Annotated in this window: 1 protein-coding gene (running past both ends of the window); it reads right to left on the reverse strand. The window is 72.4% G+C overall.

Nucleotides 1-26,453, reverse strand: part of the annotated coding region (locus ACWGJY_RS03085) for a lonely Cys domain-containing protein (RefSeq protein ID WP_453259054.1) (this coding region is incomplete at its 3' end). The annotated region is longer than the window, extending 22,065 nt past the left edge and 17,647 nt past the right edge; 26,453 of its 66,165 annotated nt are in view.

Here is a 26,453-nt window from a genome sequence, read left to right on the forward strand (position 1 = left end):
CAGCGTCGCCGAGCGCGGGGTGGCCGCGCCCCTGCGCGCGGCCGGGCCCGCCGGTGCGTCCGGTCCGGTGGCAGGCGCTGCGTACACCGGGCCGGCGGAGGTCGCCAGCGGGGTGGGCGGCCGGTGCGCCGACGCGGCGCTGTCGGACCGGGGGCGGGAGGTGACGTCGGCGGAGCTTCCCTCGGCGAAGGACGGCAGTTCGGAAGGCGCCACAGGCCGGGGGGCCGTCGGGCCGGTCGTCCTCGCGGGTACCCGTCCGGACGGCGCCGTCGACCCGGGCCGGGCCCCGGCACCGGGCGCACCCGGGCCGGCGGGGCCCGGGAGGGCAGCCTGCCGCGGCGGTGTGTCGTCGGGGCGGGGGGAGACCCACTCCCCGGTCACCCGCCCGAACCGGCTGATCAGCACGGCCCGGCCGGTGTCGTAGGAGAAGGTCACCATCCCGGAGTGCCCGAACGCCTGGTGGCCGGTGTACCGCTCCAGCAGCCGCAGCAGCTTGAGGTCGTTCGCGGTCGGGGACGGGACGATCGCCACGATCGGGATGTTCCGGTCCAGGCGCTCCCGTGCCACGTCCGCCGCCACCACCACGGCGGCCTCTTCGACACTCAGCTTCCGGACCGACCCGTCCGGCGTGCGCCACTCGAACACACCGCGCGGTCCGTTGGCCACCCAGAAGTAGGCGTCCCCGCCCCGCCACGGGAGTTCCGTGCCGGCGGGGCCAGGCATCTGGCCCTCCAGCTGGACGCCGTCCTCGTCCAGCTGCTTGAGCCCCATACGGGTCGTGTCGAGCCGGACCATCGGCCGGTCGGTCCGCCCCTCCCTCATCGACTCGTCGATGTTCACCGTGGGGCGGCCCCAGTTCAGGCCGGGCCTCCGGCGGCCCCGCGCGTCGGTGAAGTAGCGCTCCGGGTCCGGCTCGCTCCAGCCGAGCCGCTCCAGCACCCCTGGCTTGCGCAGGAAGTAGGCACCCACCTCGCCCAGGGTCCGGGCCTGCCCGGCCGCCTCCGCCTCCCCGAAGAGGGCCACCAGCGCCAGCATCAGGTCCTGGTCCATGTCCACGGACTCGTCCAGTTGCAGCACCCGGCGTGCCTTAGCCCACGGGTTGCCCGTGCGCGGGTCCTGCCGCCCCAGCGCCGCCAGCTTCCGCGACGCGACGGTGGGGTGGACCGTGGTCACCCGGATCAGCGCCACTCGCCGCTGCTCGCGGTCGGCCATGGCCGGCGGCACGGCCACCAGACCCGAGACGCCGTTGTGCACGGACACGATCTCCTGTGCCCTCCGCGCGATCTGATCGCCCGTCCACCCCGGGTGCCGAACCCCCAGCTCCCGCTTCAGCGCCTCCTCGAAGACACTGAGCACCCGCCCCGCCCGCTCACGGCCCCGGGTCTCCGCCGACCGGCCCCTCGACCAGCGCGAGCCGTTGCCGTAACCGGTGATCACCACCTTCAGCTGATCATTCGAGGCGAGCGCCGCCACCTGCCGCGCCAACTCCGCGACCGGCGCCTCCTGCTCCCGCGACAGGGCCGAGGACGCCCGGTCGAACGGCACCAGGGTCAAGGCCGCCGGCCCGTCCTGACCCCGGCCCGCCGGCCCACCGTTCGCCTCCGGCGCGTCGTCGGACTCCGACTCGTCAAAGTCCGACGAGTCGCTCTCTCCCCCGAAGAGGGAGTCCACGTCGACGCCCGCCAACGGCCTGTCGTCCTCGTCCGACTCGCTGTCCTCGATGAGGGTCGATGAATCGGAGTCGTAGGCGGTCGACGACCCGGAGTCGCCGGCATCCGACAACCCGGCGTCGCCGGCGTCCGACGCATCGGCGTCGCCGGCATCCGACGCATCGGCGTCGCCGGCATCCGACGCATCGGCGTCGTCGGCATCCGACGCCGGCGCCAGCGGCGCGGGTGCCGGCCCGGACCGGGGCTGGAGCCTGCTGCTGCCCGCGTGGGCGGCGGTGCCGGAGGGCGTCTCGGCGGCGGGCGCCTCACCGGGCAGCGGCGCGCGCTCCGGCAGCGGGTCCGGCACCGAGCGCGGAACCGCCACCGGCTCGGCCGGGTCGACGGGCAGATGCTCGGTCCACGCCGCGCCGTTGTTCTGTCCGGGCACGCTCAGCACCGAACTGCCGTCCGGGTCGGCCGGGGACAGCGCGCTCTTCCGCTCGGTCGCGAACACGCGCTCGCCCAGCTCCCGGGCGACACGGTCCGACAGGCCGGGCACCAGCTCGTCCAGTTCCGGGATGTCCAGTACGACGCCGGCCCGCGCGGAAGGCCGCCCCGTAGCCGGGTCCACGACCGTCCGCGAGGCGATGTCCACCCGGAGCAGCTCGATGAACTGCCGGTGCGTCACGCTCTCGTCCCCCAGGAGAAGGCGCGTGGTGTCCCTCAGGTCCACCTCTGCCCGCACCAGGTGGGGCAGCAGCCCGCCCGGACGCAGCCACGGCGCTGCCGACCTGCCGCCAGCCGTCCCCATCTCCCCCAGATTCACCGGGGACGGCCCCCGACCGCGCCTGGTGAAGTCGCGGCCCTGGCCGCTGATGCCGTCGGGGCCCCACGTCGGCACGGCGGTGTCGGGACCCAGCAGGCCCTCGCGTTCGAGGCGATACGCGATGGCCGTGTCAAGGTCGGTGATCGTGCGGCCGCGCGCGAACGCCTCGGTGAGGAGGGTACGCACCTCCTCCAGCTCTTCCGGCTCCACGTCCGTCGGCGAGCTCCAGCCCAGCACCCGCGCGGCGAGCGTCTTCTCGTCCATGCCCAGCCGGAGCGGCAGCTCGTGCGCCCTGACCCGGGACCAGAACACCAGCGGGTACAGCGCCGGATCGCTCTCCGTGCTACCCAGCACGTCCGCGACCAACTCCGGCACACCGGTCGTCCGTTCCTGGACCCGCATCCACTCAAGGGCGCTCTGCACCGTAGGCATCGTCGCGAACTCGGTCAGCGCGGTGCCCGGCTCGGCCTTCCGGGCGGCGGCCAGCACGGCGCGGTAGCCGTCCTGGTCCACCCCCTGCCGGCCCTCGGGGTGCGCCGCGACCACGTGCTGGAGGGTGTCCAGCATGAACGGGCCCGCGCTCCACACCCATACGTCGATCCGCCGCATCCGCTCCAGCGCCGCGATCCCGCGCAGCAGGTCCAGGAAGTCCCCGGCATCAACCTCCACATCCCGGCCGAAGGTGATCTTCAACGCCCGCAGCCAGACCAGCAGCAGCTCCCGCGATTCGGCCTGCCGCGCCGCGGTGCCGACGGGCATGCCCAGCTCGGCCGCCCACTCGTCCAGCGTCCCGTCCTCCGGCTCCGGACGGTCGATCCCCAACCGGGGACGCCGTCCCTGAGCGTCGGTGAACAGCAGGTGCAGATGCTTGCCGTCCAGCTCGTCGAAGGTGATGAGGCCGTTGTCCGGCCCGAGCGTGAACATTCGCGTCCTGTTGGCCGCCAACTGCCGTGCCGACAGCTCCCGGAGCGGATCGACGACGCGCCGCACCGGCGCCGTCGCCGCGTGGCCCCGCTTGCCTTCCGGGTCACTGCTGTCCGGGGCCATGCCTATCAAGCAGCCCTCGGTGTTGAGCCAGGACTTCTTCTTGAACAGGCCCGTGATCCGGCCGGTCCAGTCGGCCGTCTCGTCCTCGGTGAGCATCCGGGTACTGCCGTCCAGCATCTGCAGCATGATCCGGCCGGGCAGAGCGTGCCAGAGCAGATGGACCGCGTCGGCCGGTGACGCCAGGCCGGGGCGCGGCAGCTCATAGGCCTCGGACACCATGTCCGTGGCGGGGTTGTAGAACGCGTACGAGTCCGCCTGGCCCAGGAAACGGGCGTTCCGCTCCCGCCTGGGCAGTTCGCCGGGAGGGAAGGACATACTGCCGAGTTCCCGCCCGTCCGCACCGACGGCGGGCCGCTCGTCCACCTGGAAGTACCAGTCCGGCACATCCTCGTCGAGCGGCACATCGGGATCGGCGAACACCCAGTCGCCCTCGGCCTGCCCGATCCGGTGGGCGACCTGGATCACGTTCAGGCTCTCGTCGAACTCCACCCTGCCGCTGTGCGCCCACACCCTGCGGCCCGTGCGGCGCGCCAGCATCCGCATCAGCATCCGGTAGTGACGCGTTCCGTGCGAGAGGGCCAGCACGATCGGAACACCCGCTGCCAGACCCGTCTGCTCCAGCTCCAGGGCCATCCGCTCGACGGTCTCTTCGATGCTCAGCACCATGGCCGATCCGGGTCCGTTCGGCAGCGGCATCCGCACCGCCCCGGCCGTCCCCTCAGCCCCCAGGACGAAAGCGTCCTCCCCCCAGGGGGCGGACCGCTGCGTGGCGTTCCCCCGCCGCGCGCCGGTGGCCGACTGCGGCTGGACGCTGTACTGGGAGGTGTCCAGTTCCACCGCGCCGGCCGCCAGCCAGTTCAGACCCGGGATCCGCTTGCCCCCCTGGGTGAAGCGGGCTTCGCGCAGCGGGTCGAGCACCCGCAGCCTCCGCGCCACCCCCGGCTGCCGCAGGTGGAAGGCCGCGACGTCGCCCATCGTCTTCGCCCGGCCCGCCGCCTTGGCCTGGCCCACGAGCGTGAACAGCGCCTCGCGCACCCCGCCGTCCACCCGGTGGTCCGCGGCCAGGTGCAGAATCCGGCGCGCCTGCTCGTCCAGGGTCGGCCGCTCCCCGCCGTACCGCTCCTTCTCCCGCACGGCCAGCGCGGACAGCGTCGACGCCGCCTCCGACGCCGACATCGGGCCGCGCACCTCGATCTGGGCCCGCCCGCTCTCCGCGCCGCGCGCACCACCGGCGCGGCCCGGTACGAAGCCCTCGGCGGTCACCGTGAAGTCCGTCACCGTCAACGGCAGATGACCCTTGGGGATGCTGGGCTGGAGCGCGGTCAGCTCCGCCTCCAGCGCCTGCCGGAAGACGGTCTCCACCGCGCGCGCCCGCCTGCGGGCCAACCGGTCCCGCAGAGCGGCGGGGCCGCTGCCGAAGCCGGTGATCCTGATCGGCCGAGGCGGCACTCCCAGCTTCCAGTGCGCCCAGGCGACCCGCGCCACCTGCTGGGCATACTCCTCAACCGCCTCCCGCTCCGTCCGCGAGAGGGTGGCGGAGGGGGACGAGAACTTCACATACCGCGTGGAGAGCCCCGGCCGCGGGGACGCGCCCGCCGCCTCCGCCACCCCGGACCGCGTCGGCGACGCTCCGCCGACCGGCGCGACCAGCACCTGGCCGGCGGTCGTCGCCACCGGAGTGGCGGCCAGCGGCTCCGGACCGCCGGTCACCCCACGGTACTGGGTGACCATCGTGCCCTGCTCGGCGTCGTAGTAGGAGTAGGTCCCCCCCCTCAGGCGCGACCCCGCCCGGGGCCCGGTGACCGGTGCGACGGGCACCGTCCGGCGGCCCGCCGCGGTGGGCACCATCCAGCCGCCCGGCGGCATCTCCGCGACCGGCACGCTGTCCTCTCCGACGACGGTCGATGCATCGGAGTCATAGGGGGAGTCGTAGGCGGTCGATGCATCGGAGTCGTAGGCGTCCGGCGACTCGGGGACGCCGGCGGCCGACGTCGGCGCCAGCGGCTCGGGCGCCGGCCCGGACCAGGGCCGGAGCCCGCTGCTGCCCACGTGGGCGGCGGTGCCCGAGGGCGGCTCGGCGGGACCTGCCAGGCCGGTGCTGTCCGGGAGGCCCGCCAGGTCCGCCCATACGCCTGCCCGCACGGCCACGTACCAAGGAGTCAGGTCGAAGCCGGACAGCACCAGGGCTTCGCCCAGCGAAGCCGCCGTCGCTTCCAGCATCAGCGGGAGCCCCTGCTCGAGCGGTGGCGCCTGCTGCCCGTTCCGGGTGAAGTACGAGTCCGTCAGCCCACGCAGTGCGGACCAGTTCAGCAGGGACTGGTCCGCGCCACCGGACGACTGGAAGCGGTACTGGTCGAGCAGCCAGAAACCGCGCAGCACCGCCTGGAACGACTCCTGGTTGTCCTCCAGGAACGGGCCGTAGACCAACCTGATCGCCCGCACCCAGCGCAGCACCTGCGCGGTCGTGGCGAACCCACCGGTCAACTGCGCCGAAAGGGTACGGAGTTCCTGCTCGGTCGGCCACGGCCGGAAAGCGGCCCACCAGTCGTCCGCAGGCAGGAGGAAGCGGTCCTCCAGGCCTTGCGCCGGGTCGGCGGGCGCAAGCCCCGGCTCCCGCCCGGTCGCGGTCGCCCACACCCACCGGTCCCAGCCGTTGGCCAACAGCTCGCCGCCCAACGGGTACTCCAGCGGATCCACGCCGAGCGGGCCCGCCACATCGGCACCCATCACCACCACGGAGGTGGTCGAGGCCTGGGCGGTCAGATCCGGTGCCAGGGAGAAGAAGGCATCCACCACCTGTGCGTAGCCGAACTCCTTGACCGCTCCGGACGACAGGGCGAGCTGGGCCCGCGTGCTGGTGCCGTCGATGCCCACCAGGAACGCCTTGGTGAAGGGCAGGTCCAGCGGCGCCGTCTCCCCCATCACGGATCCCGGGCTGAGCTGGGAGAAGTGCCGGGCCGTGGCTGCCAGTCCGTAGTGGTTCTGCCGTCCGTCCCACGCCACCCCCCATCGGGAGGTCACTCCTACGGGCTTCCCGTCCTCGCCGACATGCCGGGCGACGGCCAGCTCGCTCACCGGTATCTGTTCGCCATCCGCCGCGGGGATGGTACCGGCCCAACTCAACGGCTGCGGCGTCCCGTTGAGCAACCGGTCCCGCGCGTCACGTACTCGCTGGACGTTCAACGCGACAGCGTCACGGCGCTCGGCGGAGAGGCGGGGCATCATGGCCCGCGCATCCCTGACCGCCTTTTTCAGCAACTCGTCCGCGGTCCGGGGGAACGGTGTGCCCAGCACCCAGGCGCCGACGGCCGAGGCGAGGTCCATCATCGCGAAGGGCTCCAGCAGGCCGTCCACCGACGCCAGGAACGACCGGATGTCCCGCACCACGGGATCGTTCAGGATCCGCAGCAGGGATTCCCGCAGGACGGCCTCCGGCATCGGGACCGCGTTCGCCTTCGCCCGCGCGTAGTCCTTCCGGAGAACGTCCCGGAGCTGTATGGCCAATTCGGCGAGCTGAGCGGGGGTCAACAAGCGGTCGAGACCGTAATGCCGCAGCTCCACCAGGATGAGTGCGACCGCCAGCCGCCCGGAGTCGGTGTCCAGCGCACCGAACTCCTCCATACCGACGATCTGGTGCTGGGTTGGCCGCTGGCCCCCAGGGGTGCGGCCGGTCAGGCCGGTGATCACCTGATCCCGCGCGCTGAGGTTGCCCAGGCGCAGGTCGAAGGAATCGGGGGTGAACCCGCCGAGTCCCGCTGTCCGCTGGAGGGACCGCATCACTCCCAGCGTGTGCTCGCCGGCGGTCGCGCTGATCCGGTCGGCGTGGTCGCGGAGGAACTTCCGGGTGCGAGGCCTGAGTGCCCGAAGGATGTGGTCGAAGGAGTGCCGGGACGCCACGGGCAGCATGTTCTTTACGAGCATCCGATCGCCGCGCCGGCCCTTCGGCCACAGCGGAGCGGCCGGGAGAGCGGCGGTCTGGCCGAAGAGCAGCCAGGAGTATCCCCAGATCTCGTCGACGTCCGGAACCGCCGCGAAGAAGGGCATGAAGCCGTTCACGACCGACGTGTCGGCGCGGAGCAGTTCCACCACATAGTCCTGGGACACCGACTGGCCGAACCGGGAACCCCAGACCAGCAGCGGCTGGACTTCGGGGAACCCCAGATGCTGGGCGGCCATGTGGTGGATGGCCCGCAGGCCGAGAGTGCTCACCCCCTCGGTCAGCTGGGAGTAGTAGCTGTTCGCGGGGGCCTCCTCGTCCGGGAGGGTGGGGTCCAGCGTGGCCCGGTGCCCCAGGTCGGTGAGCGTCCAGCCCTCGGTCTCGCGCAGGAGGCTGCTGAGCGGGAGCGTCCTGCCCTCCCGGTCGACACGGGACACACCGTCCAGGGCCCGGCCCAGCTCGGCCACGAGATGCTCGACGGACGGCCGCGCCTCCTCGGCCGTCGTCTGACCGGGATCGCTGACGAACTCCAGGATGTACGCCGCCTCCGGCTCCTGGCCCTCGAATTGCCGGGTGGCCCGGAATTGCCCGGTGGCCGGGTCCCGGAAGACGACTCGGGTGTCGAGGAGGACCTGCCAGCCGTGTCCCTCGGCCAGTTCCCGCTTGGTCAGATCGTCCGGATCGCCCGGCTGGAACGGAATGTTGACGACGTGGTGGTCCTCGACCTCGAAACCGCCCCCCTCGTACTCCGGATTCGTGGGCGCGTCCACCAGCGCCTGCTGGGGCTCGGCCGACGGCGGGACGAGAGGCAGGCCCTCCGGCAGCACCTGGCCCGAGGGGTTCACGATCACGGCCCGCGCGTCCAGCGGCGCGATGAGCCGGGGCCTGCTGCCCAGCAGACGCCTCCCCGGGGGCAGGGTGAGATCCACCCACACCACACCGTCCTCGCCACCACGGTGATACGCCGTCCACGCATGCCCCGGTCGGCCACCCTGCCGACCCGCCAGCGCGAAGGCCACCGATCCGGCCTCCGCCGTGGCGAGCCGCTGTTCCACCGTGTCCCATGAGGTGACCGACCGCCATCCCGGCCCCGGAGCCAGCGTGTGTTCCGCCGCGCTCCGTCCCACCGCCAGATCATCCAGCGTGACCGCGGAGCGGACGCCGCCAGGGAACAGGTCGCTGCCCCGGAACAGCCTGCGGCCGAACTCCCGCACCAGCCGCACGCACCAGCCCAGCGACGGCTCCCCCGCAGTCCCGTCAGAAGGCACCGCGGCCGCCGCCACGTCCACCAGGTCGGACAGCTCAGCCGTCGTCAGCACCCTGCCGGGGCCCTGGCTGGTCGTGCCGGCGGAGACGGTCTCCGCGCCGTCGGCCGGCGCCGGGTCCGGGGTGGCGTCGGGCTCCGGGGCGAGCGCTTCGGCCGGCTGCCAGCGCTTGCGCAGCCCCAGTTCGTTCTGCCGCAGCGTGTCGGCCAGTTCGGCGGCCGAGGCCAGGCCCGGCCGGCCGAAGGTCACCAGGTGCAGCGCGACCTGCCGGACCGCGCTCCTGAAGAGGGGCTCGGCGTAGCGGGAGTCGGCGAGCACGTCGTGCAGCTCCAGCGGCAGCACCAAGAAGACAGCGGCGGCCCAGGCCGGCTCGACGCCTGTCTCTATGGGACTACCGTCGGGAAAGACGCTCGTGAGCTCTCTGTCCATGGCATACACGAACTCCTGCTTCGCCTCGCTCCACAGCCGGCGGGCGGTGTTGGCCGCCGCCGCGTGCAGCTCCGGCGTCCAGCCATGGGGCAGCACCGCCCGCAGCTTCGCCTGCGACAGCGGCTGCTTGAAGCCGTCCAACGACACCGACTCGCCGCCGTTCAGCACCAGCTCCATCCGCTGGTCGCCGGTCAGCTCAAGGCCCGCAGCCTCGACTTCCGCAGGGCGGACGCGCTCGCTCGGGGCAGCGCCCCGCAGGCCGGCGGGCAGGTCCTCGCCGGTCATCGCGCGGGCCAGCCAGCTGCGGTGGTCCGCGTCCCTGGGCACGAGGGGGGCGGGGGGCGGGCCGTCGGAGTCGGAGCCGGTCCCCGCGTCGGAGTCGGCGGTCTCGGAGTCGGTGATCGGCGCCGTGCGGGCCGCGGTCAGGTCCGGCAGCGGGACGCCCAGGGTCCGCAGCCGGGCCTCGGCGTCCTCCCACTCCGCGCGGGCCTCGGCGACCCGGGTCCAGGGCTCCGCCGCCGGCTCGGCAACGGTGGCGGCACCGGACCGTGCGTCCGCCTCGGCGGCGGCGATCGCCTCCCGCATGTCTGCCAGCGCCCGCGCGTGCGCGCGCCACGCCGAGTCGAGCATCGGGTCCGGCGCGGGCTCGGCCTCCGGCGCGGGCTCGGCCTCCGGCGCGGGAAGGGCGGCCGGGGGTACGGGCTGCGCCGGGAGGCCCTCGGCGGCGGCAGAGGGGACCTCGTCGCCTTCGAACGCCGGGGCGGGCAGCGCGTGGTGGTCCGGCTCGGTGGCGGGCGCGGCCAGCGCGAAGGTCCCGGTTCCGGCAGCGGATCCCGAGGCGGCGGGGACTGAAGGTGCCGCGGTCGCCGCCGGCTGCGGCGAGGGGGCCGGCAGCGGGTCGAGGTGGGCCGGTCCGTCGCCCAGGTCGGGGGTGGCCATCCGGATGGAGTTCTTCGGGGCCTCGGTCTGGCCGGGGAGCGGGACCACGGCGAGGGTGAAGACCCCGGTGACCGGATCGGGCCAGAGCACCATGCCGTTGGTGGAGGCGTACGTCGTCCGGGCGGTGCTGCTGGCGAACGCTCCCAGCAGTCCGCCGCCCACGGGCGCGGAGCCGGCCGGCATGGGGCCGGCAGGCAAGGTCAGGATCAGCGGACCACGCCACATGGAAGCCCGCACGCGCGGGTCACGGTAGGCCAGGTCGGCCAGCGCCTCGACCCGGTGCAGCCAGTGGACGGGCACGTCGTACACGAAGGCCGGGCCGGTGTCCCCGGACCACGGGGCCAGCTCCCTCCCGCACGCCTCGAACGTGCCGTCGGCGTTCTGTTGCAGCCGGGTGAGCCAACGGGGGTCGAAGGACTGCCCGCGCGGGCGGAGTACGTCGTGGAACTGCCGTCCCCAAGCGTTGTCGGACGTGCCCAGCACACGCGAGCGCGACAGCATCCCCTTCAGCTCCAGCTGGAAGGACGCCAGCTCGGCACGCCGGAGGTAGTTCCGACCGGCGGCGATCGCCTTGAGCATCACATCCCAAGCCTCCGGGTGGGTGGCCGCCTGCGCCGCGGGCCGGTCCAGGATGAACCCGGCGAGCTCCGCCCATCCCGCCTCGGTGAGCTTCGCTTTGTGCTGCCGGTACTTGATCACGGTCCACACCGCTCGGGACCAGTCCGACTCCTCCAGCGCCTGCGACGCGGGGTAGCTCAGGATCATCCGGGCTTGGCTGCCGCCGTCCGGAGTGGCCAGGAAGCTCAGCGCGTTGGACAGGAACCCCACGGGCATGAAGCGGGTCAGCGGCGTCCCTGGCTGCGCCTGCCACGCCCGGTTCACCACCAAGAGGAAGTCGCGGAGGAAGGTCGGCACATCCGACGCCATCGCCAGCCCCTGTGCCCGCATCCGGTCGGCGTAGGCGTTCAGCAGAGCCCCGCTCAGCTCGATGGTGAACTCACGACCGCCGGGAAGGTCCAGACTCCGATCGGCCGCCCGCATCCGCTCCAACTGCCCCATGCCGCGCAAGAGCTGCGGGAAGTCGGCGGCCTTCACCACATCGCCGTCCATCCAGTGGACCAGCACGCGTGCCAGGGCCAGGGTCTGCTCCCGGGCCTCGGCGCGCTCCTGCTCCGAGGCCCCGGGGCGCGGAGTGAGACCGGCCGCGCTCACCCACGGGTCGAGCGCCTCGCCCTTCGGTTCGGGATGCTGGACGTACCACTTGAGCGCGCCTTCGCCGCGCTCATCCGTGTACATCGTGACCGAATGCCGGTACGCGGGAGGGTTGCTGCCGGGGATCAGGTCGCTACGGCTACCGAACGTATCGTGGACAGCAAATCCCGACCTTCCCGACCGGTTCGCCACCTCGCGGAGGGTGGAACGGTCGCGGTCGGAGAGGACATTCGACACTCCCATCTGCGCACCGGAAGCAAACCAGGACGGCAACGCCGCGTCCCGCCCACCGGGAGCCGCGCCATAGCAGTTGACCAGCACGAAGCAAACGTCCAGCGGAGCCCCGGTCAGGGCCAGTTGGTGGGCGATACGCCGCCCGCTTTCCTCGACCTGCACCGCCACTTGCCCGCTCGGGGTGTTGAAGGCGCACCGCCCCGGCAAACCATGCAGGTCGACGCTGATGACGGGCCGACCGCGCCACGGCACCTGGAGCGGACCCGCGAGGGGCGTGGACCGACGGGGACGCGTGAAGTAGAAGTCCTCGATCTGGTGGAGGTTGGTGGCCCACAGGGTGACACTCCAGGCACTCATTGCCTTGGAGAACTCCATCGACACGAAGCCCACCATGCGGTGCGACCGGCCGCGATAGTCCCTTCCGCTGACGGGCAGGGCCATGATGTCCCGGTCCCACACGAGGTCCCCGCCCGGCAGGGCAGCCACCGCGGCCAGGGTCTCCCGGTCCCGCACCAGCCAGCGCGAGCGGGGCGCGACACGCGTGCGGTTGTCGTTGTCCAGTTCGAGCTGGTACCTGCGGTTGTCCTCGCGTCGCCCCCAGCGGGTCGGGCCGGTCGCGGCCCAGGTGTCGTTCCCGTACCGGCGCACGAGCTCGTCCTGGAGGTAGGTGTTCCACAGGTTGATGTCCGGCATCACCAGCAGGAAGGCGTCGTCCGGTCCCATCACGGTGGGCCCCTGCGGATCGCCCGTGACCGGTTCGAGCCGCTGCGGATCGAACTTGACCAGTTCGACGAACACCTCGAAGGGAATCGTCTCCTGGTAGCTCCCGATGCCCCGTACGGTGACGGACTGCTTGTCGGCCGGGGCGGAGTAGACGTACGGCTGGTAGTCGGCCGCCCGTCCTTCGGTCCAGGGGGCGGGCCCCTCCTCGTCGAAGACGTACGCGGTCCCCCTTCTCCCCGTCGTCAACGTCCGCGTCCGGGTCAGGTCGAGCTCGGGCATCAGCAGCGAATCCCAGTTCCAGCCGCGCGGATTACCGGGGGACACGGGGATGCGGTACTTGCGGTGGAACACCCCCTTGCGCACCAGGTAGAAGGCGGACACCGTCTCCAGGCTCGACGCGTCCCGCACCTCGTCGGCCATCGCCGCCTTCATCAGGTCCTGCTCGTCCTCCGGCATCACCACCCGGCCTTGCTCGAACATCAGAACCCGGGGGATGAGCTCTTCCAGGTCGAGCAGCCCGCCGCTCAGCTCCGGAACGTTCGCCCGCAGCCGGTCCAGCAGGGCCAGCGCGGCCCTCCGCTTGCGCCAGATCGCGGCACCGGTGGGCTTCTGGCCGTACACGTCCGTGAGGATGTCCTCGTAGTGCTGTGCCACGGCCTGCGGTACCGGGACCACGGCCACGGCACCGGGGACCGCCGTCCCGGCCGGCGCGTTTGCGTCCGGCATCTCGGTATCGGAGCCGGGCATGGCCACGTCCGCCATGTGGGCGCTCACCGGCCGGGTGAACACCGGCCGGGCCGCCGGGTCCGGAGCCCGGAAGTTGGTTGGTGGCTGGTGCAACCGGGCGGGGGCCGGGCGGGGAGCGGGCGGGGGCCCGGGTACCGGGGACGCCGGGGCGGACGGCACCTGAACCGGGGACCCAGCGGAAGAACTCGACGAGCTGCTGGACGAAGCCGACCCGAGGGGCGAGGAGGCCGGCAGGTCGGCGTCCCCCGGGAGGACCAGTCGCAAGGCCGTCTGGGCCTGGGGGTCCCCGGGCTCCGGGTAGACCGCGACCGTGCAGAGTCCGGATTTCGGATTGATGTACAGCTTGCTCGGGATGCTCCAGCCGAACGCCTTCTTGCCGGTGTTGCGCGCCAGGGCACCCGGCCCGTGGAGAACGGGATCCTCACCGGCCGGTACGGCCCGGTCACTCGTCAGCAGCATCGTGCCGCCGTGCGGGTCCTGCCGCACCCAGTGATCGCGGTACGCCAGGTCGCCGATCTCGCCATCCGTGGCATGGTCGCCGGCCACGTCGTAGATGATCGGAACCGGTATGCCCCTCCGGGACCAGGGGGACTGGACTCGGCCCACGACCATGTCCGAGCCATCGGCCGCCTTCCTCAGCAGCGTGATGTGGTCGGGGTCGAAGCGGTCGAATCTCCCAAGGCCCCTGCCGAAAGAACGGGCCCACACAGTCCGCTGGGAGTCGTACGCCCACGTGGCAGGGGTGAAGGCACCGCCCCGTTCCTTGACGTGGGAGGCCAGCTCATCGAGGTTCCTGCTGTCGCGGCCGTCGGCCACCGCTCTGCGTACCGCGTCCAATGCCTCCGGCCAGCGCGTCGGGTCGGGGCCGGGCAGGAGCAGCATCCTGCGCGCCAGCTCGCCCCGGTCCTGGCCGCCGCGCGAGAAGCGGGCTGTTTCGACGTCGGCCCACACGGTCCGCGCCCACTGGTGCTCGGCGACCGGCGCGCCGGCGTGCATCCCCAGCACGTCCCGGATCATCGGCTCCGGGTCGGCGAGGGACGACAGCCACTGCAGTGCGTCCGTCACGTCCGGCAGGGGCAGCCATCCGGTCAACGGACCCTGTTCGCCCGCCTGCCACCGACGTGCCGAATCCGTCAGCAGGCCGGTGTAGTCGTCGACGGTCACGTCCGGCATGTCCTGCCCGCCGCCGGCGTGCTCCCAGGCCAGCGCTTCGAACAGGTCCATGGTGAACTGCTCGCCACCGGCACGGTTCAGGTCCGGGTCGTCTTCCCGGCGCGCCTCCAACGCCCCGATGCCGCTGATCAGTTGCCCGTAGTCAGGCCGGTCGCCCACGTCCGCGCCGAAGACCAGCCGCAGCGCCCGCACCAGCCGCAGCGCCCGATCCCGCACCTCCGGCGACGCCGGGTCGGAGCCGTCGTGCAGATGCGCCCGGACCGCCACCGCGTCGAGCTGGTGGCCCTTCGGCTCCGGACGGAACTTCTCCCACCCCGCCTCGTCGCCCCGCAGGTCCCCGTGGGCGATCATCAGGGCCTCTTCGGGGGGGAGTTGCGGGGCGTACTTCTCCGCGAATTCGACGGAGTTCGTGAAGTTGGTGGTGAAGACGGTCCGGTCGGACTCGTTCGACGTGTACTGGCTCGCCGGCGGGTCGGTGAGCGGGTCGGCCCCGGCCGGCATCCGCCCACGAGAGGTCGCCGAGCGGCGGCCGTCGGCGACCGGCGGATTCGGTACGTCGCGGAACTTCCCACCGGGCATGGCGCCGAAGCAGGACAGCAGCACGATGGGGTGGTCGAGCGGCAGACCGGACAGCGCCACCTGGCGCGCGACCCGGCGCCCGGTCTCCGCCCCGTCGGCTCTCTCGTGCCCGTCCTCGGTGAACCACTCGGACCACCCGGCTCCCCCGTGCATGTTCGCGAAGAACGGGGTGGGCCGCTTCTCCTTGACCCACGGCAGGAGACGCGCGGTGCGCAGTTCGGCGCGGCCGGGACGATAGAGGATCCACCGGGTGGTCTGGGCAAGCCGGCTGTAGATCCGGCTGCGGTAGCTTCCGCCGTCCGGCTCCTCGCGGAAGTCCATCGAGATGTAGGTGTTGAAGCGGTGGTCCGGGCCCGCGATCGGGATGGCGATGTCGCGCCTGCTCCAGTCGACCGGGCCGCCGTGCGGCAGCTTGGCGGCCGCGGCCACCGTCGCCGGTTCCCGCAGCAGCCACTGTCCGTGGAACCCCTTGCCCTCCTGGATCTGCCGCACGAGCATGGCCGGGGTCGACTTCCCCTGCGGAACCCATCGCAACAGGCCGTTGGAGGCCCACACGTCGTGGCCGTGCTGAGCGACCAGCGCGTCCTGGAGGTTGAGGTTCCAGCCGCTGGCCTCGGACATCGCCAGCAGGAGGGGGACGTCCAGGCCCACCTTGGGCCCCGCCGGCTTCGGGTCCGCCGGAGCCGCCGGAGCCGCCGGAGCCAGGTCCTCGTTGAACGCCATCAGCGCGGCGAACACCTCAGGGGTCACCACCTGTTGGAAGCCCTTGTCGCCCCGCAGCAGGATCCCCGCCTGGTCGGACTCCGCGGCCAGCAGGTACGGGTCGGTGCCCCACGGCGCGGAACCCTCCTCCTGGAAGGAGACTCCGCCCTGCGCGTCGGTCACCTCCAGTGCCGTCCTGCCCAGATCGGCGTTGATCGGCACCCGCGAGCCCCTCGGGCTCCAGTCCCAGCCCCTCGGCTCGCCGTTCTTGCCGTAACGGCGGAAATCGGCATGGAACACGTCCCGGCGCACCAGGTGGACCGCGGTCAGGACCACCAGATTCGGGGCGCCCTCGGCCCGCGAGTCCATCGCCACGTTCAGCAGCTCGCGGCGCTGCTCCTTCGTCACCGCTGCCGCGGGGTCCAGCAGCAGCACATGACGGGCCAGCTTGTCCAGGTCGAGCGGGCCGCCTTGGAGAGCCAGTTTCTTCTTCCGCAGCGCGTCCAACCCCCGCAGAGCCGCCCGCTGCTCCGACCGGACGGTCCGGGCGTCCGGGTCGCCGCTCGGCGGACCGTACAGCTCGGTGAGGAGGTGCTCGTAGGGGTCCACTACGCGCGACGGCTGCGTGGCAGGGGCCGCCGCAGGCGTGCCGGGCCCGGTGGTGGCGGTGCGGGGCCCGGCCGGGGGCCTGCTGCTGCCGGCCGGGGACGTGCCGGGCCCGGTCGAGGACTTCGTACGCCCGCCGGACGACTTGCCGCGCTTGCCCGACGGCGCCGTCCCGGCCCCGGACCGGGGCATGTTCGTCCGCGGCTCCGGGCGGTCCGCGTACGCCGCGATCAGCGGTGCGTCGCTCTCCCACCCGGGGGCGGGCGAACGCAGCGGGGACTTCGGGTCGTCCACCGGCTGGGTGTACACCGGCCGGGTCGCGGCGGGCCGGTCCGCCTGGTCCGCCGGGACGCGGTTGGCCGGCGGGGCGGGCAGGCGGGTGGGCACCCGGCCCGAAGACTCCTCGGCGGAGGAGGAGACCGCGGGCAGGGGATCGCCGTGGACGGGGTTGGCCCATCGCCATGTGCCCTCCGGGGCCCGCTGTTCCCCGGTCTCCGGGTACACCGCGAGGGTGAGAACCCCGGTCTTCTCATCGCGGTGCAGTCCGGTCGTCCGAGTGGAGGCCCACGCTTGCTTGGCCATGCTGCGGGCGAGTTCGGCCAGCGCGCTGCCGAAGGGGCCACGGCCGGCCCTGGGGGCGCGCACGAGCGTCGTGACCACCGGGACGTCGGTGGGCAGCGCCCGCAGCGCCGGGTCCCGGTAGGCCAGATCGGCGAGCTGTCCGAGCGGCGGAAGCGAACCGAAGCCGGCGTAGACGAAGGGAGACGACCCGCCCTCCGCGTTCCAGGGAGCGTCCTCGGTGATGCCGCTGGGTACGAACGAGCCGTCCGGCGCCCGTTCCATCAGCGTGATCTTCGTCGGATCGAAATTCTCGGGGGCGTAGGACTGACCGGGCCGCTGGGATATCCCCCTGCCCCACGACGAGCCGTCCGGCGCCTTCAGCAGCCGCTCCGGGGACAGCAGGCCGGCCAGCTCCAAGCCGTGCGAGGCCAGCTCGTCCAGGTTTTGGGCGTCCCGGCCGGCCGCCAGCGCCCTGCGTACCGCGCCCATCGCCTCCAGGTAGCGGCCGGGATCCGGCTCGTCGAGGCGCAGCATCCGCTGGGCGAACCCGCCCTGGTCGGTGACCCCGGCCGCGATCTGCTCGGTCCTGACCAGCGCCCACAGAGCCCGGGAGTAGTCCGCCTCCCCCAGCGGCGCCTCGGCACGCAGGCTCAGGATGTCCCTGGCCGCGTTGTCCCGGAACTGCCGTGCCGACATCGCCTCCAGCGCCCGGGTGACCTCCGGCAGCCTCAGCCAACCGGTCAGTGCCGCACCGCGCTCGCCGTCCTCCCACCGGTCCGCCGACTCCGTCAGCAACGCCCGGTAGTTGTCGGGGGAGACTGCCGGGATACCCATCCCGCTCCCCGCGTGTTCCCGGGCCAGCTCCTCGAACAGCTCCATGGTGAACTGCTCGCCACCGGGGCGATGCAGGGCCGGGTCGGCTTCCCGGCGCGCCTCCAACGCCCCGATGCCGCTGATCAGTTGCCCGTAGTCAGGCCGGTCGGCCACCTCCGCGCCGAAGACCAGCCGCAGCGCCCGCACCAGCCGCAGCGCCCGGTAGCGGTTCGCCTCCGACGCCGGCCCGCTGCCGTCGTGCAGATGCGCCAGGCGCGCCACCTCGTCCAGCTCCGCGCCCTCCGGCTCGGGCAGGAAGAACACCCAGTCCGCCGGGACGCCCCGCTCGTCCGTGAAGAGGACCCACACCAACTCGTCGGAGGTGCTGCCCTCCACGACGTCGCGCTCGGGCTCCAGGGCGATCTCGTACGGGGCGGCGTACGCCCCGCGCTTGGCCTCGTTCGCGGCGTACTGGCCGACGGGCAGGTCCGCCAGCCGGTCGAAGACGGCGGGCCTCGGCGTCGCGGCGGAGCAGGAGCCCACCAGGAGGGGGGCGCCCGGGTCCAGCCCGGCCCGGTCCACCTGGCGGGCCATCCGGCGTGCGGACTCCCGGGCGGGCAGGTGCCGTTCCCCGAGCACCGTCTGCCAGACGCTGGACCCCGGCAGGCCGTGCATGCCCGCGTCGAACGGCGATACCTTCCAGCGCACCTCCTTGGGAGGCTCGGCGGACTTCCCGCGGCCCTTCCCGAGCACGACATAGCGCCTGACGGCAGCGGCTCGGGCGTAGTTCCTGGTGCGGCTGCGGCCCTTGTCCGGCTCGGCCGCGAAGTTGAACGAGACCGAGCCACTCATGCGGTGGTCCGGGCCCGGCAGGGGCCAGGTGATCTCTTCCTGGTACCAGTCGACCGCCCCGTCCCGCACCTCGGCCGGGTCCCGCCGCAGCCAGCTCCCCCAGACGCCCTCGGAGCCCCGGTTGTCGAGCGCGGGCACGAACCGGGGCTGCGGCCCGGACAGCGGTACCCAGACCAGGTTGCCGCCGGTGGCGAAGGCGGACCGGTTCTGCTGGTGCGCCAGGGCGTCGGGGAGGTTCAGGTTCCGCGCCAGGACGTTCGGCATCCACAGCAGCAGCGGGACCTCGGCCGGGACCTCGGGCAGCACCGGGTCGAGATCCACCAGCTCGGCGAACACCCGGTGGGGGGCCCGGCGGGTGAAGCCCTGCACCCCGCGCACCCGCACCGAGCGCGCGGTGCTGGTGCCGGCATAGAGGTACGCCTTGTCACCCCACGGGGCGGCGCCGATGTTCGTGACGGCCGTCGCGCCGCTCTGATCCGTCGTCACCATTCCCGACGTGCTCAGGTCCGCCTGTGGCGGAACACCGGAGCCCCAGTCCCAGCCCCTCGGGTTCCCCTGGTCGTCGAGAATGCGGAACCGGGCGTCGAACACGCCCTTGCGCACCAGGTGGACCGCGGACAGCCGGTCCAGGCTGCGCGGCCCCCCGGCGCGCGGATCCAGCGCCGCCTTCAGCAGGTCGCGCAGGTCCGCCGGCGTCGCGGGCTCGGTCCGCTCCAGCATCAGCACCCGGCGGACCAGCGCCTCCAGATCGAGCGAACCGTCCGGCCGAAGCCGCCGGTCGCCCGCGCTCAGCGCGTCCAGCCGCTCCAGCGCCGCACGTACGTGCGTCCGCTCGTGGTCCCCACCAGCCGACGCCCCGAACAGCGCGTGGAGCACCGCGTCGTAGCCCGGTCCCACCGCCTTCGGGAACGGCACCGGCTTCGCCGCCGGCACCGGCACGACCGGGGACGCGGACCGGGCGGGGGACGACTGTCCGGTGCCCGGCGACGGGGCGTTCGTCGGGTGCGCCCGCAGCCTGGACGCCGTGTTCACCGGCGCCGGCACCCTCGGAGGCGCTCCCGGACCGGGCTTGGGCGCCGGACCGGCCTGGGGCCCGGACTCGGAGCCGCTGTCGGAGTCGGAGTCCGAATCGGAGCCGGACTCGAAGCCCGAGTCGGGGCCGGAATCCAGGCCGGGGCCGGGGTCGGAGTCGGTCTCAAGGCCCGAGTCGACGCTGTCGTCGGAGTCGGACTCGTCGTCGGAGCTTGAACTCGAACTGGAGCTGGAGCTGGTCTCGTCGTCGTAGTCGGACTCGTACTCCGAGCTGGAGTCGGAACTTGAGCTGGAGCTGGAGCCGGACTCGGAGTCGGTCTCGTGCTCCGATCCGGAATCGGAGCTGGAGTCGGAGCTGGAATCGGACTCCGACTCCGCGTCCGCGTCGTCGGCCAGCTCCTCCACCGGCCGCGCGAAGATCCGCCCGGGGGTGCCCGAGGCGTTGGTCGGGATCGAAGTCGTCGGGGCCTGGAGCGAGTTCGAGTCGCCGTACCAGGGGGTCGCCGGCGGATCCGTCGCCGGCGCGGGGGCCGCACCGGGGATCCCCTGGGAGAGCACGTCGGCCTCGTCGGGACCGATCTTGCTCCACGTGCCGGGCGGCGCCTGTGTCATGCCCTCCAGCGGGAACACCGCAACCGTGTAGACCTGCTTCTTCTCGTCGAAGTGCACGCCGACCGAGAGCGTGGAGAAGTGCTGTTCCCTGCCGGTGTTGCGGGCCAGCTCGACCGGCAGGCTGCCCGCCACGGGCGGCCCGGCCGGGCCGGTCCGGCGGATGGCCTGCACCAAGTGGTGCTGCGTGGTCAGCGCACTCAGGAAGGGGTCGTGGGAGGCCAGGTCGCTGAACTGCCCGGCCGGAGCGAAGTCCTCGTTCGCCACGTAGACGATGGGGGCGGCGGCGTCCTTGCCGAACCAGGGGGCCGGTTCGGTGCCGTACGGCTCGAAGGAGCGGCCGTCGTCCGTCTGCTGCATCAGCGTGACCACTCTGAGGTCGATGTTCCGCGGCGGGTACGACTCGCCGTTCAGGATCCGCGCCCACGTGCCGCCCTGACGGTTCTTCAGCAGCCGGTCCGGAGACAGCGCACCGTCCCGCTCCAGCCCGTGCGAGGCCAACTCGTCGAGGCTGCCCGGGTCACGGCCGGCCGCTATCGCCCGGGTGGCCGCCATACGGGCATCCGCGAACCGCGCCGCCGCATCCGCCGCGCCCAGGCGCAGGATCGTCGCCGCGAAGGCACCCCGGGCGGCCGCACTGGTCATCCCGTCGGTGAGCAGTTGGGCCTTGCCCCCCGCCCACAGCGTCCGGGACCACTCCCACTCCCCGACCGGCGCGCTGTCGTCCAGGTCCAGCACGTCCCTGATCACCGGCTCCGGGTCCGGGAGGGAGGCCAACTGCCCGAGGACCTCGATCGTCTTCGGCAGTCCGAGCCAGCCCGTCAGCGCAGGCCGCGCGCGCTCGTTCCACCGGTTCCCGGCGTCCTCCAACAGTCGGCCGAAGTGCTCCTCGACGAGCGGCGGCACCGCGCCCACCGCGCCGCTCCGGGCCGCCGGCGCCTGCCCGTACAGCTCGCGGTGCTTGTCGACCAGGGCCTCGAACAGGTCGACGGTGAACAGCCGGGCGCCCCGCCGCTGCGGGTCGTTCAGCGCGGGATCGGCCGCCCGCATCAGTTCCAGCGCGCCCATGCCCCGCAGCAGCAGCCGGGCCCGGTCGTGCCGCGGATCCGGTACCAGCCGCGCGTCCCGCAGCGGCAGCGCGTGCTCGTCGACGGCCAGGAACCGCCCGTTCATGTCCTTGAAGGGAGGGGCGATCCGCCGCAGCGCCCGCACCACCCGCTTCGTCCGCGCCCGCACGTCGTCGGACGCCGGGCCGGTGCCCGGGTGCAGACCGGTGAGGCGCGCGCACTCGTCCAGCGCCTCGTTCTTCGGCAACGGCCGGAGGGCGACAATGCCGGTCTCGACGGTCACCCCCTTGCCCCGGGGGTCCGTGCCCGTCCCGAGAACCGGCTGCTGGGGGTGCAGACCCAGCTGCGGGAGCTCCGAGCCGACGCCGAGATAGCCCTCGGCCGGCAGCGCGAACACCGTCTGCCCCCGGTCGTCCGCCAGCAGTTCGAGTTCCGACATGTCCGCGAGCGGATCGGTGCCGCGCGCTTCGCGGCCGTAGACCGACCCGCTCATCTGGGGGCGGTGCCGCTCTCGCCCGGACGCCCCGAAGCAGTTCTGCGCCACGATGGGGTGCCGCCTGGAGCGGCCCAGCTGGTCGATCGCCGCGCTCATCCAGGCGACGGACTCCGCCCCGGAGGTGGTCCTCGTCCCGCCGGGCGTGGGGAAGCTGGTGCCGCCCCTTACCCCGTGGATGTCGAGGTAGACCGGCGACGGGAGATCGAACTCCACCCACGGCACCTGTCGCAGGTCCGCAGCGCGCACCTTGCGACCGAAGCGCATCAGGACGGACCACGAGAGCCCCGTCAGCAAGGTGTCCCGCACGCTGCGGCGCCAGCGCTCGGGCCCGGACATGGCGGTGTAGTCCATCGCCGCGACCACGCTGGGACGACGGTCCGGACCGCCGAACGTCCTAAAGGCCAGCTCCCGGCTCCAACGGGCCGCGACGCCCGTGCCCGAGGCCACCGCTGCCCGTGCCAGGGCCGGATCCGCCCGCAGCCAGTTCCCCCACGCGTTCTCGTGCTCCCTGGCGAACAGCGTGAGCATGAACGGATCCGAGGTGCCGCGAGGCTGCTCCCACTTCGGGACGGTGTCGGTGCTCCAGGTCTCCCGCTCGTACTTGGCCGCCAGCCCGTTGGGCAGCACGAGGCCCCGCTCGCGGATCCGGCCCATCGCCAGCAGGAAGTCGGCATCCGCCGGGACCCGCCCGAGATCCGGGTCGAACGCCGGCAGCTCGACGAAGACCCGGTGCGGTACACGCCGCCAGAAGTCGCCCCGCCCGGCGATCCTCATCTCCGTCGGGCTGCTCGGCGCGGAGTACACGTACGGCTCGGGCTTGCCGTCCCTGAGCCACGCACTGCGGTCCACGTTCACGGAGGGCCTGCCGTCCCGGCCGACGATGACCGTCGCCGACTGCCCCAGGGTGAAGCCCTTGGGCATCTGCCCGGTCCAGTCCCAGCCCCGGGGGCGGTCGCCGGCGCCGGGCGCGAGGCGGAACTTCTCGTCGAACGCCCCATTGCGCGCCAGGTAACCGGCGGAGAGCACCGCCAGGCTGTCCACCGTCAGCCCGAGTTCCTCCAGCGTTTCGGCGTTCAGGGCCAGGTCGAGCAGCTCCCTGCGCTGCTCGGGCGTCGGCTCGCCCTGCCCGAGCATCAGCACATGGCGGGTGAGCGCGGCGATGTCGAGCGGTCCGCTCGCCAGCTCCGGCTCCGGCTCCAGCTGCCGCAACCCGTCCAGCCGGGCCAGCGCCGCCCACTCGGCGGAGTTCTGGTCCTTGCCCTGCCCGGCGTACAGCTCGTCGAGGATCTCCTGGTAGCGCTCCTCGACCGACTGCGCCTCCTGCGGGCTGTCCAGCTCCATCGGCGAACCGGGGGACGTGGAGCGGGCCGACGGCGCCGGGGCGCCGGACCGCGGGGCGTGGGTCACCACCCTCGGCCGGTCGGCCAGGGCGGCGTCCCGCCTTCTGCGCGACGTCCTTCGGTCCTCTCCCCGCCCGCTGTTGGCGTCCCGCATCGTGTCCGCCACCGGCAGAACGGGAATGCGCGGCGCGGAGGCGGCAGCGGAGGCGGCTTGGCCGTCGGCCGTCTCGAACACGCGGCTCGGTGCATAGCGGGGTGTCAGGTCGAAGCCGGACAGTCCCAGTTCCACGCCCGTCTGGTCGGCCAGCGTGGCCATCAGCGCCGGCAGCCCCTGCGCGAGCGGCGGCACCGGCTGCCCCTGCCAACGGGCGAAGGACGTCATCAGCCGGTCGAGCGCATCGGCGGTCAGCAGCGCCTCGTCCTCGCGGGAGGCCCGGAACTGGTCCACCAGCCAGAATCCGCGCAGCAGCGCGTCGAACGCCGCCCCCTCGTCCTGGTCCTCCAGCTTCGGGCCGTAGATCGACCGGATCGCCAGCACCCAGCGCAGTGCCTGCGGACCACGGGCCCGGTCGCCCGTTATCCGCTCCGCGATCGCGCCGAGCTCGGGCCCGGCCGGGTCCGGACGGAATCCCACCCACCGGTCGCCCTCCTCCAGCTGGAAGCGCGCGGACGGGTGCTGTTCAGACGGGTGCTGTTCAGGGGCGAGGCGCACGATCTTCGGTTCCCGCCCGCTCGCGAGCGCCCACACCCACCGGTCCCACTTGTTGGCCAGCAACCGGCCGGCCACCGGTTGCTCCAACGGGTCCGCCGTCGCGGGCCCCGCCAGGTCGGTGCCCATCGCCACCACAGCCGTCTCCGACGACAGCGCGGTCAGCTCCGGAGAGAGGGAGAAGAGCACATCGACAAGCTCTGCGTAGCCGAACTCCTTGACCTCACCCGACGTCAGAACCAGCCGTGCCCGCGCCGCGTCCCCGTCGACATCCAGCAAGAACGCCTTCGTGAACGGCAACGGGTGGCCGTCCGTCTCCCCCGCGTCTGCCGGGCCGCCCTCGTCCCGCGACTTCCGCGGGAACACCCTGGTCAGCAGGGCGTAGGAATCCCGCTTCCCGTCCGCCACACCTGCCGGACGGGAGGACACCCCCACCGGCACCCCGTTCTCGTCCACGTGCTTGACGGTGGCCACCTCGGACACCCGCACCGGCTCACCGTCCGCCGCGTCGACGGTGTCCCAGCGCACGACCGGAGCAGGTGTCCGCGCCGCCAGCTCCGCCAAGGCGGCTCGCGCGTTGTCGATGACCGAGCGAGCCGACCGGCGGAGCTGCGCGGGCACTTCGGAAAGCCGGTCCGCCGCCTCCTGGACCGCCTTCGACAGCAACTCCCGTACGGGAGAGTCCTCGGGCAGGGGCACTCCCATCGCGTAGGCACCGATCGCTGCGGTGATATCCCGGGCTTCCGATGATTGCAGCAGCAGATGCTTCGCCTCATCGGGCTGCGGCAGACCCTCGACAGCCAGTTCCAGGAAAGGCCCGAGACCCTGTACCACGGGATTCTGCAGGATGCGCGAGAGGGCTTTCCGCAGAGCGGACTTGGACAACGGGACCGAAGACGCTTTCGCCTGCTCATAGTCCTGCTGGAGAAACTGCGTGATCTCCGCTACCGCCTGGGGCACCTGCTCCGGCAGCATCTGTCCGGAGTCATACCCGAAATTCCGCAGCTCCACCAGAATGAGTGGCACTGCCAGCCTGCCCGAATCCGTGTCCAGAGCGTCGAAATCCTCCATGCCGACGCTGTCGAACTGGCTTACCCGCTCTCCCTGGGAAGTGCGCCCCGTCAACCCGAAGATCGCGTGCTCGCGCACACTCGGAGCTTTCTCGGTGGAGATGTCGAAGGCCCCGTCGGGCAGACTGCCGAAATTCGGATACTTCTGCCGGTATGCGTCCATGGCGCTCTTGATGTCCTCGACGGACATCCGGCTGATGTGATCTGCGAAATCTTGCAGGAATTCCCGCACACTGGGCCTGAGCGCGCGTCGAACATGATCGAATGAATGACGAGAAGCCGCAGCCAGGAAATTCTTGGCGTTTACGGTGAGGCGCTGCCGGACTTCCGGCCTCTGCATAGCCATGGAAATCTGTACAGCGAGGGTCCTGGCGGCGACGCCGTTAAACAAGAACCACGCGTATCCCCATGCATCCTTGATTTCCGGAACGGCTGCGAAGAAGGGCATGAGCCGCTTCGCCCTCGCTCCATCGACACCCATCACCTCGCCCACATATTCGGCGGCGGCCGCTTGGCCGAACTCGCTGCCCTGCTCGAAGAGCGGCCGCAACAGCTCGCCATTGACCAACCGCTTAAGAGCCAGGTGCTGAAGACCCAGCAGACCGAGCGCGCTCACACCCGGGGTGGGCTGCACATAGACACGGCCGTCGTAATCGCGGAGGGCGCGGGGAACCCTGGCCAAGTCGCCCAGGCTGCTGGTACGCCAGCCGTCTTCTCTCCGCAGAAGGCCGGCCAGCGGCATCTGGTGCTGCTGTTCATCAGGAAGGCTCAGCGCCCGCCAGGCCTTGTCCAGATGGCGCATCGCCTCCTTGGGGGATTGCCGAAGCTCCTCGTCCACCACAGCCATCGGATCGACGACGAATTCACCGATGTGCGTGACTTGCGAAGCCGGCAGCTGTCCGCCGGGAACGTCTGGTTGAGAACTGTGCTGCAATGCCCTGGTGGCGGGATTCCGGTAGATCGTCAAATTCTCCACGACGAGTTTCAGACCGGGGCCCTCGGCCAGCACCATCTTCTGGAGATCCCGCGGGGGGCCGTCGATCGTGATGAGGATGCGATGCCGGTTCTCGAGCTCCAGGCCCAAACCCTCGTACCGATGCTCCGTGGGCGCGTCCACCAGCGCCTGCCAGGAATCGGAGGACAGCGGGGAGAGCGGCAGCACGTCCTCCTGCACCTGGCCCGTCGGACCGACGATCACCGCGCGGGCGTCCAGCGGAACGGTGTCCGGCAGCTTGGCGGTCAGCCGGCTGCCCTTCGGCTGCAGCAGATCCACCCACTCCACACCGCCCCCGGCGAGGTGGTACGCCGCCCACGCATGCCCCGGCCGGCCACCCTGCGCTCCCGCCAGTACGAAAGCCACCGACCCAGGACCCGCGCCCTTCGCGGACAGTCCGTCCGCCACCTGATCCCACGACCGCACCGACCGCCACCCCGGCCCCGCCGCCAGCGCATGCTCGGTCGCACTCCGGCCCACCGCCAGATCATCCAGCGCAACAGCCGACCGCACCCCACCCTGGAACGGATCCACTCCACGGAACAGCCTGCCGCCCAGCCCCCGCACCAACGCCGCGCACTCGCCCAGCGTCAGCACACCCACCGGGCCCTGCTCCACACCCGTCGGCACATCCGACCGACCCTGCTCAAAGGCCTCAACGACCTCATCGACCAGGCCCGACAACTCCTCTCGCGACAGCGCCCGATGGGAGTCCCGCGACTCCGCCGCCGGCGCCACAGCACCGTAGGTCGCCATTCCGGGTGGCAGGGGGAGCGCCGCGCCGGGCGGCAGGGGGGCCGGCAGGCCGACCAGCGTGCCGGGCAGCGGACCGACCGGCATGC

Source organism: Streptomyces sp. NPDC054765, assembly GCF_053612065.1.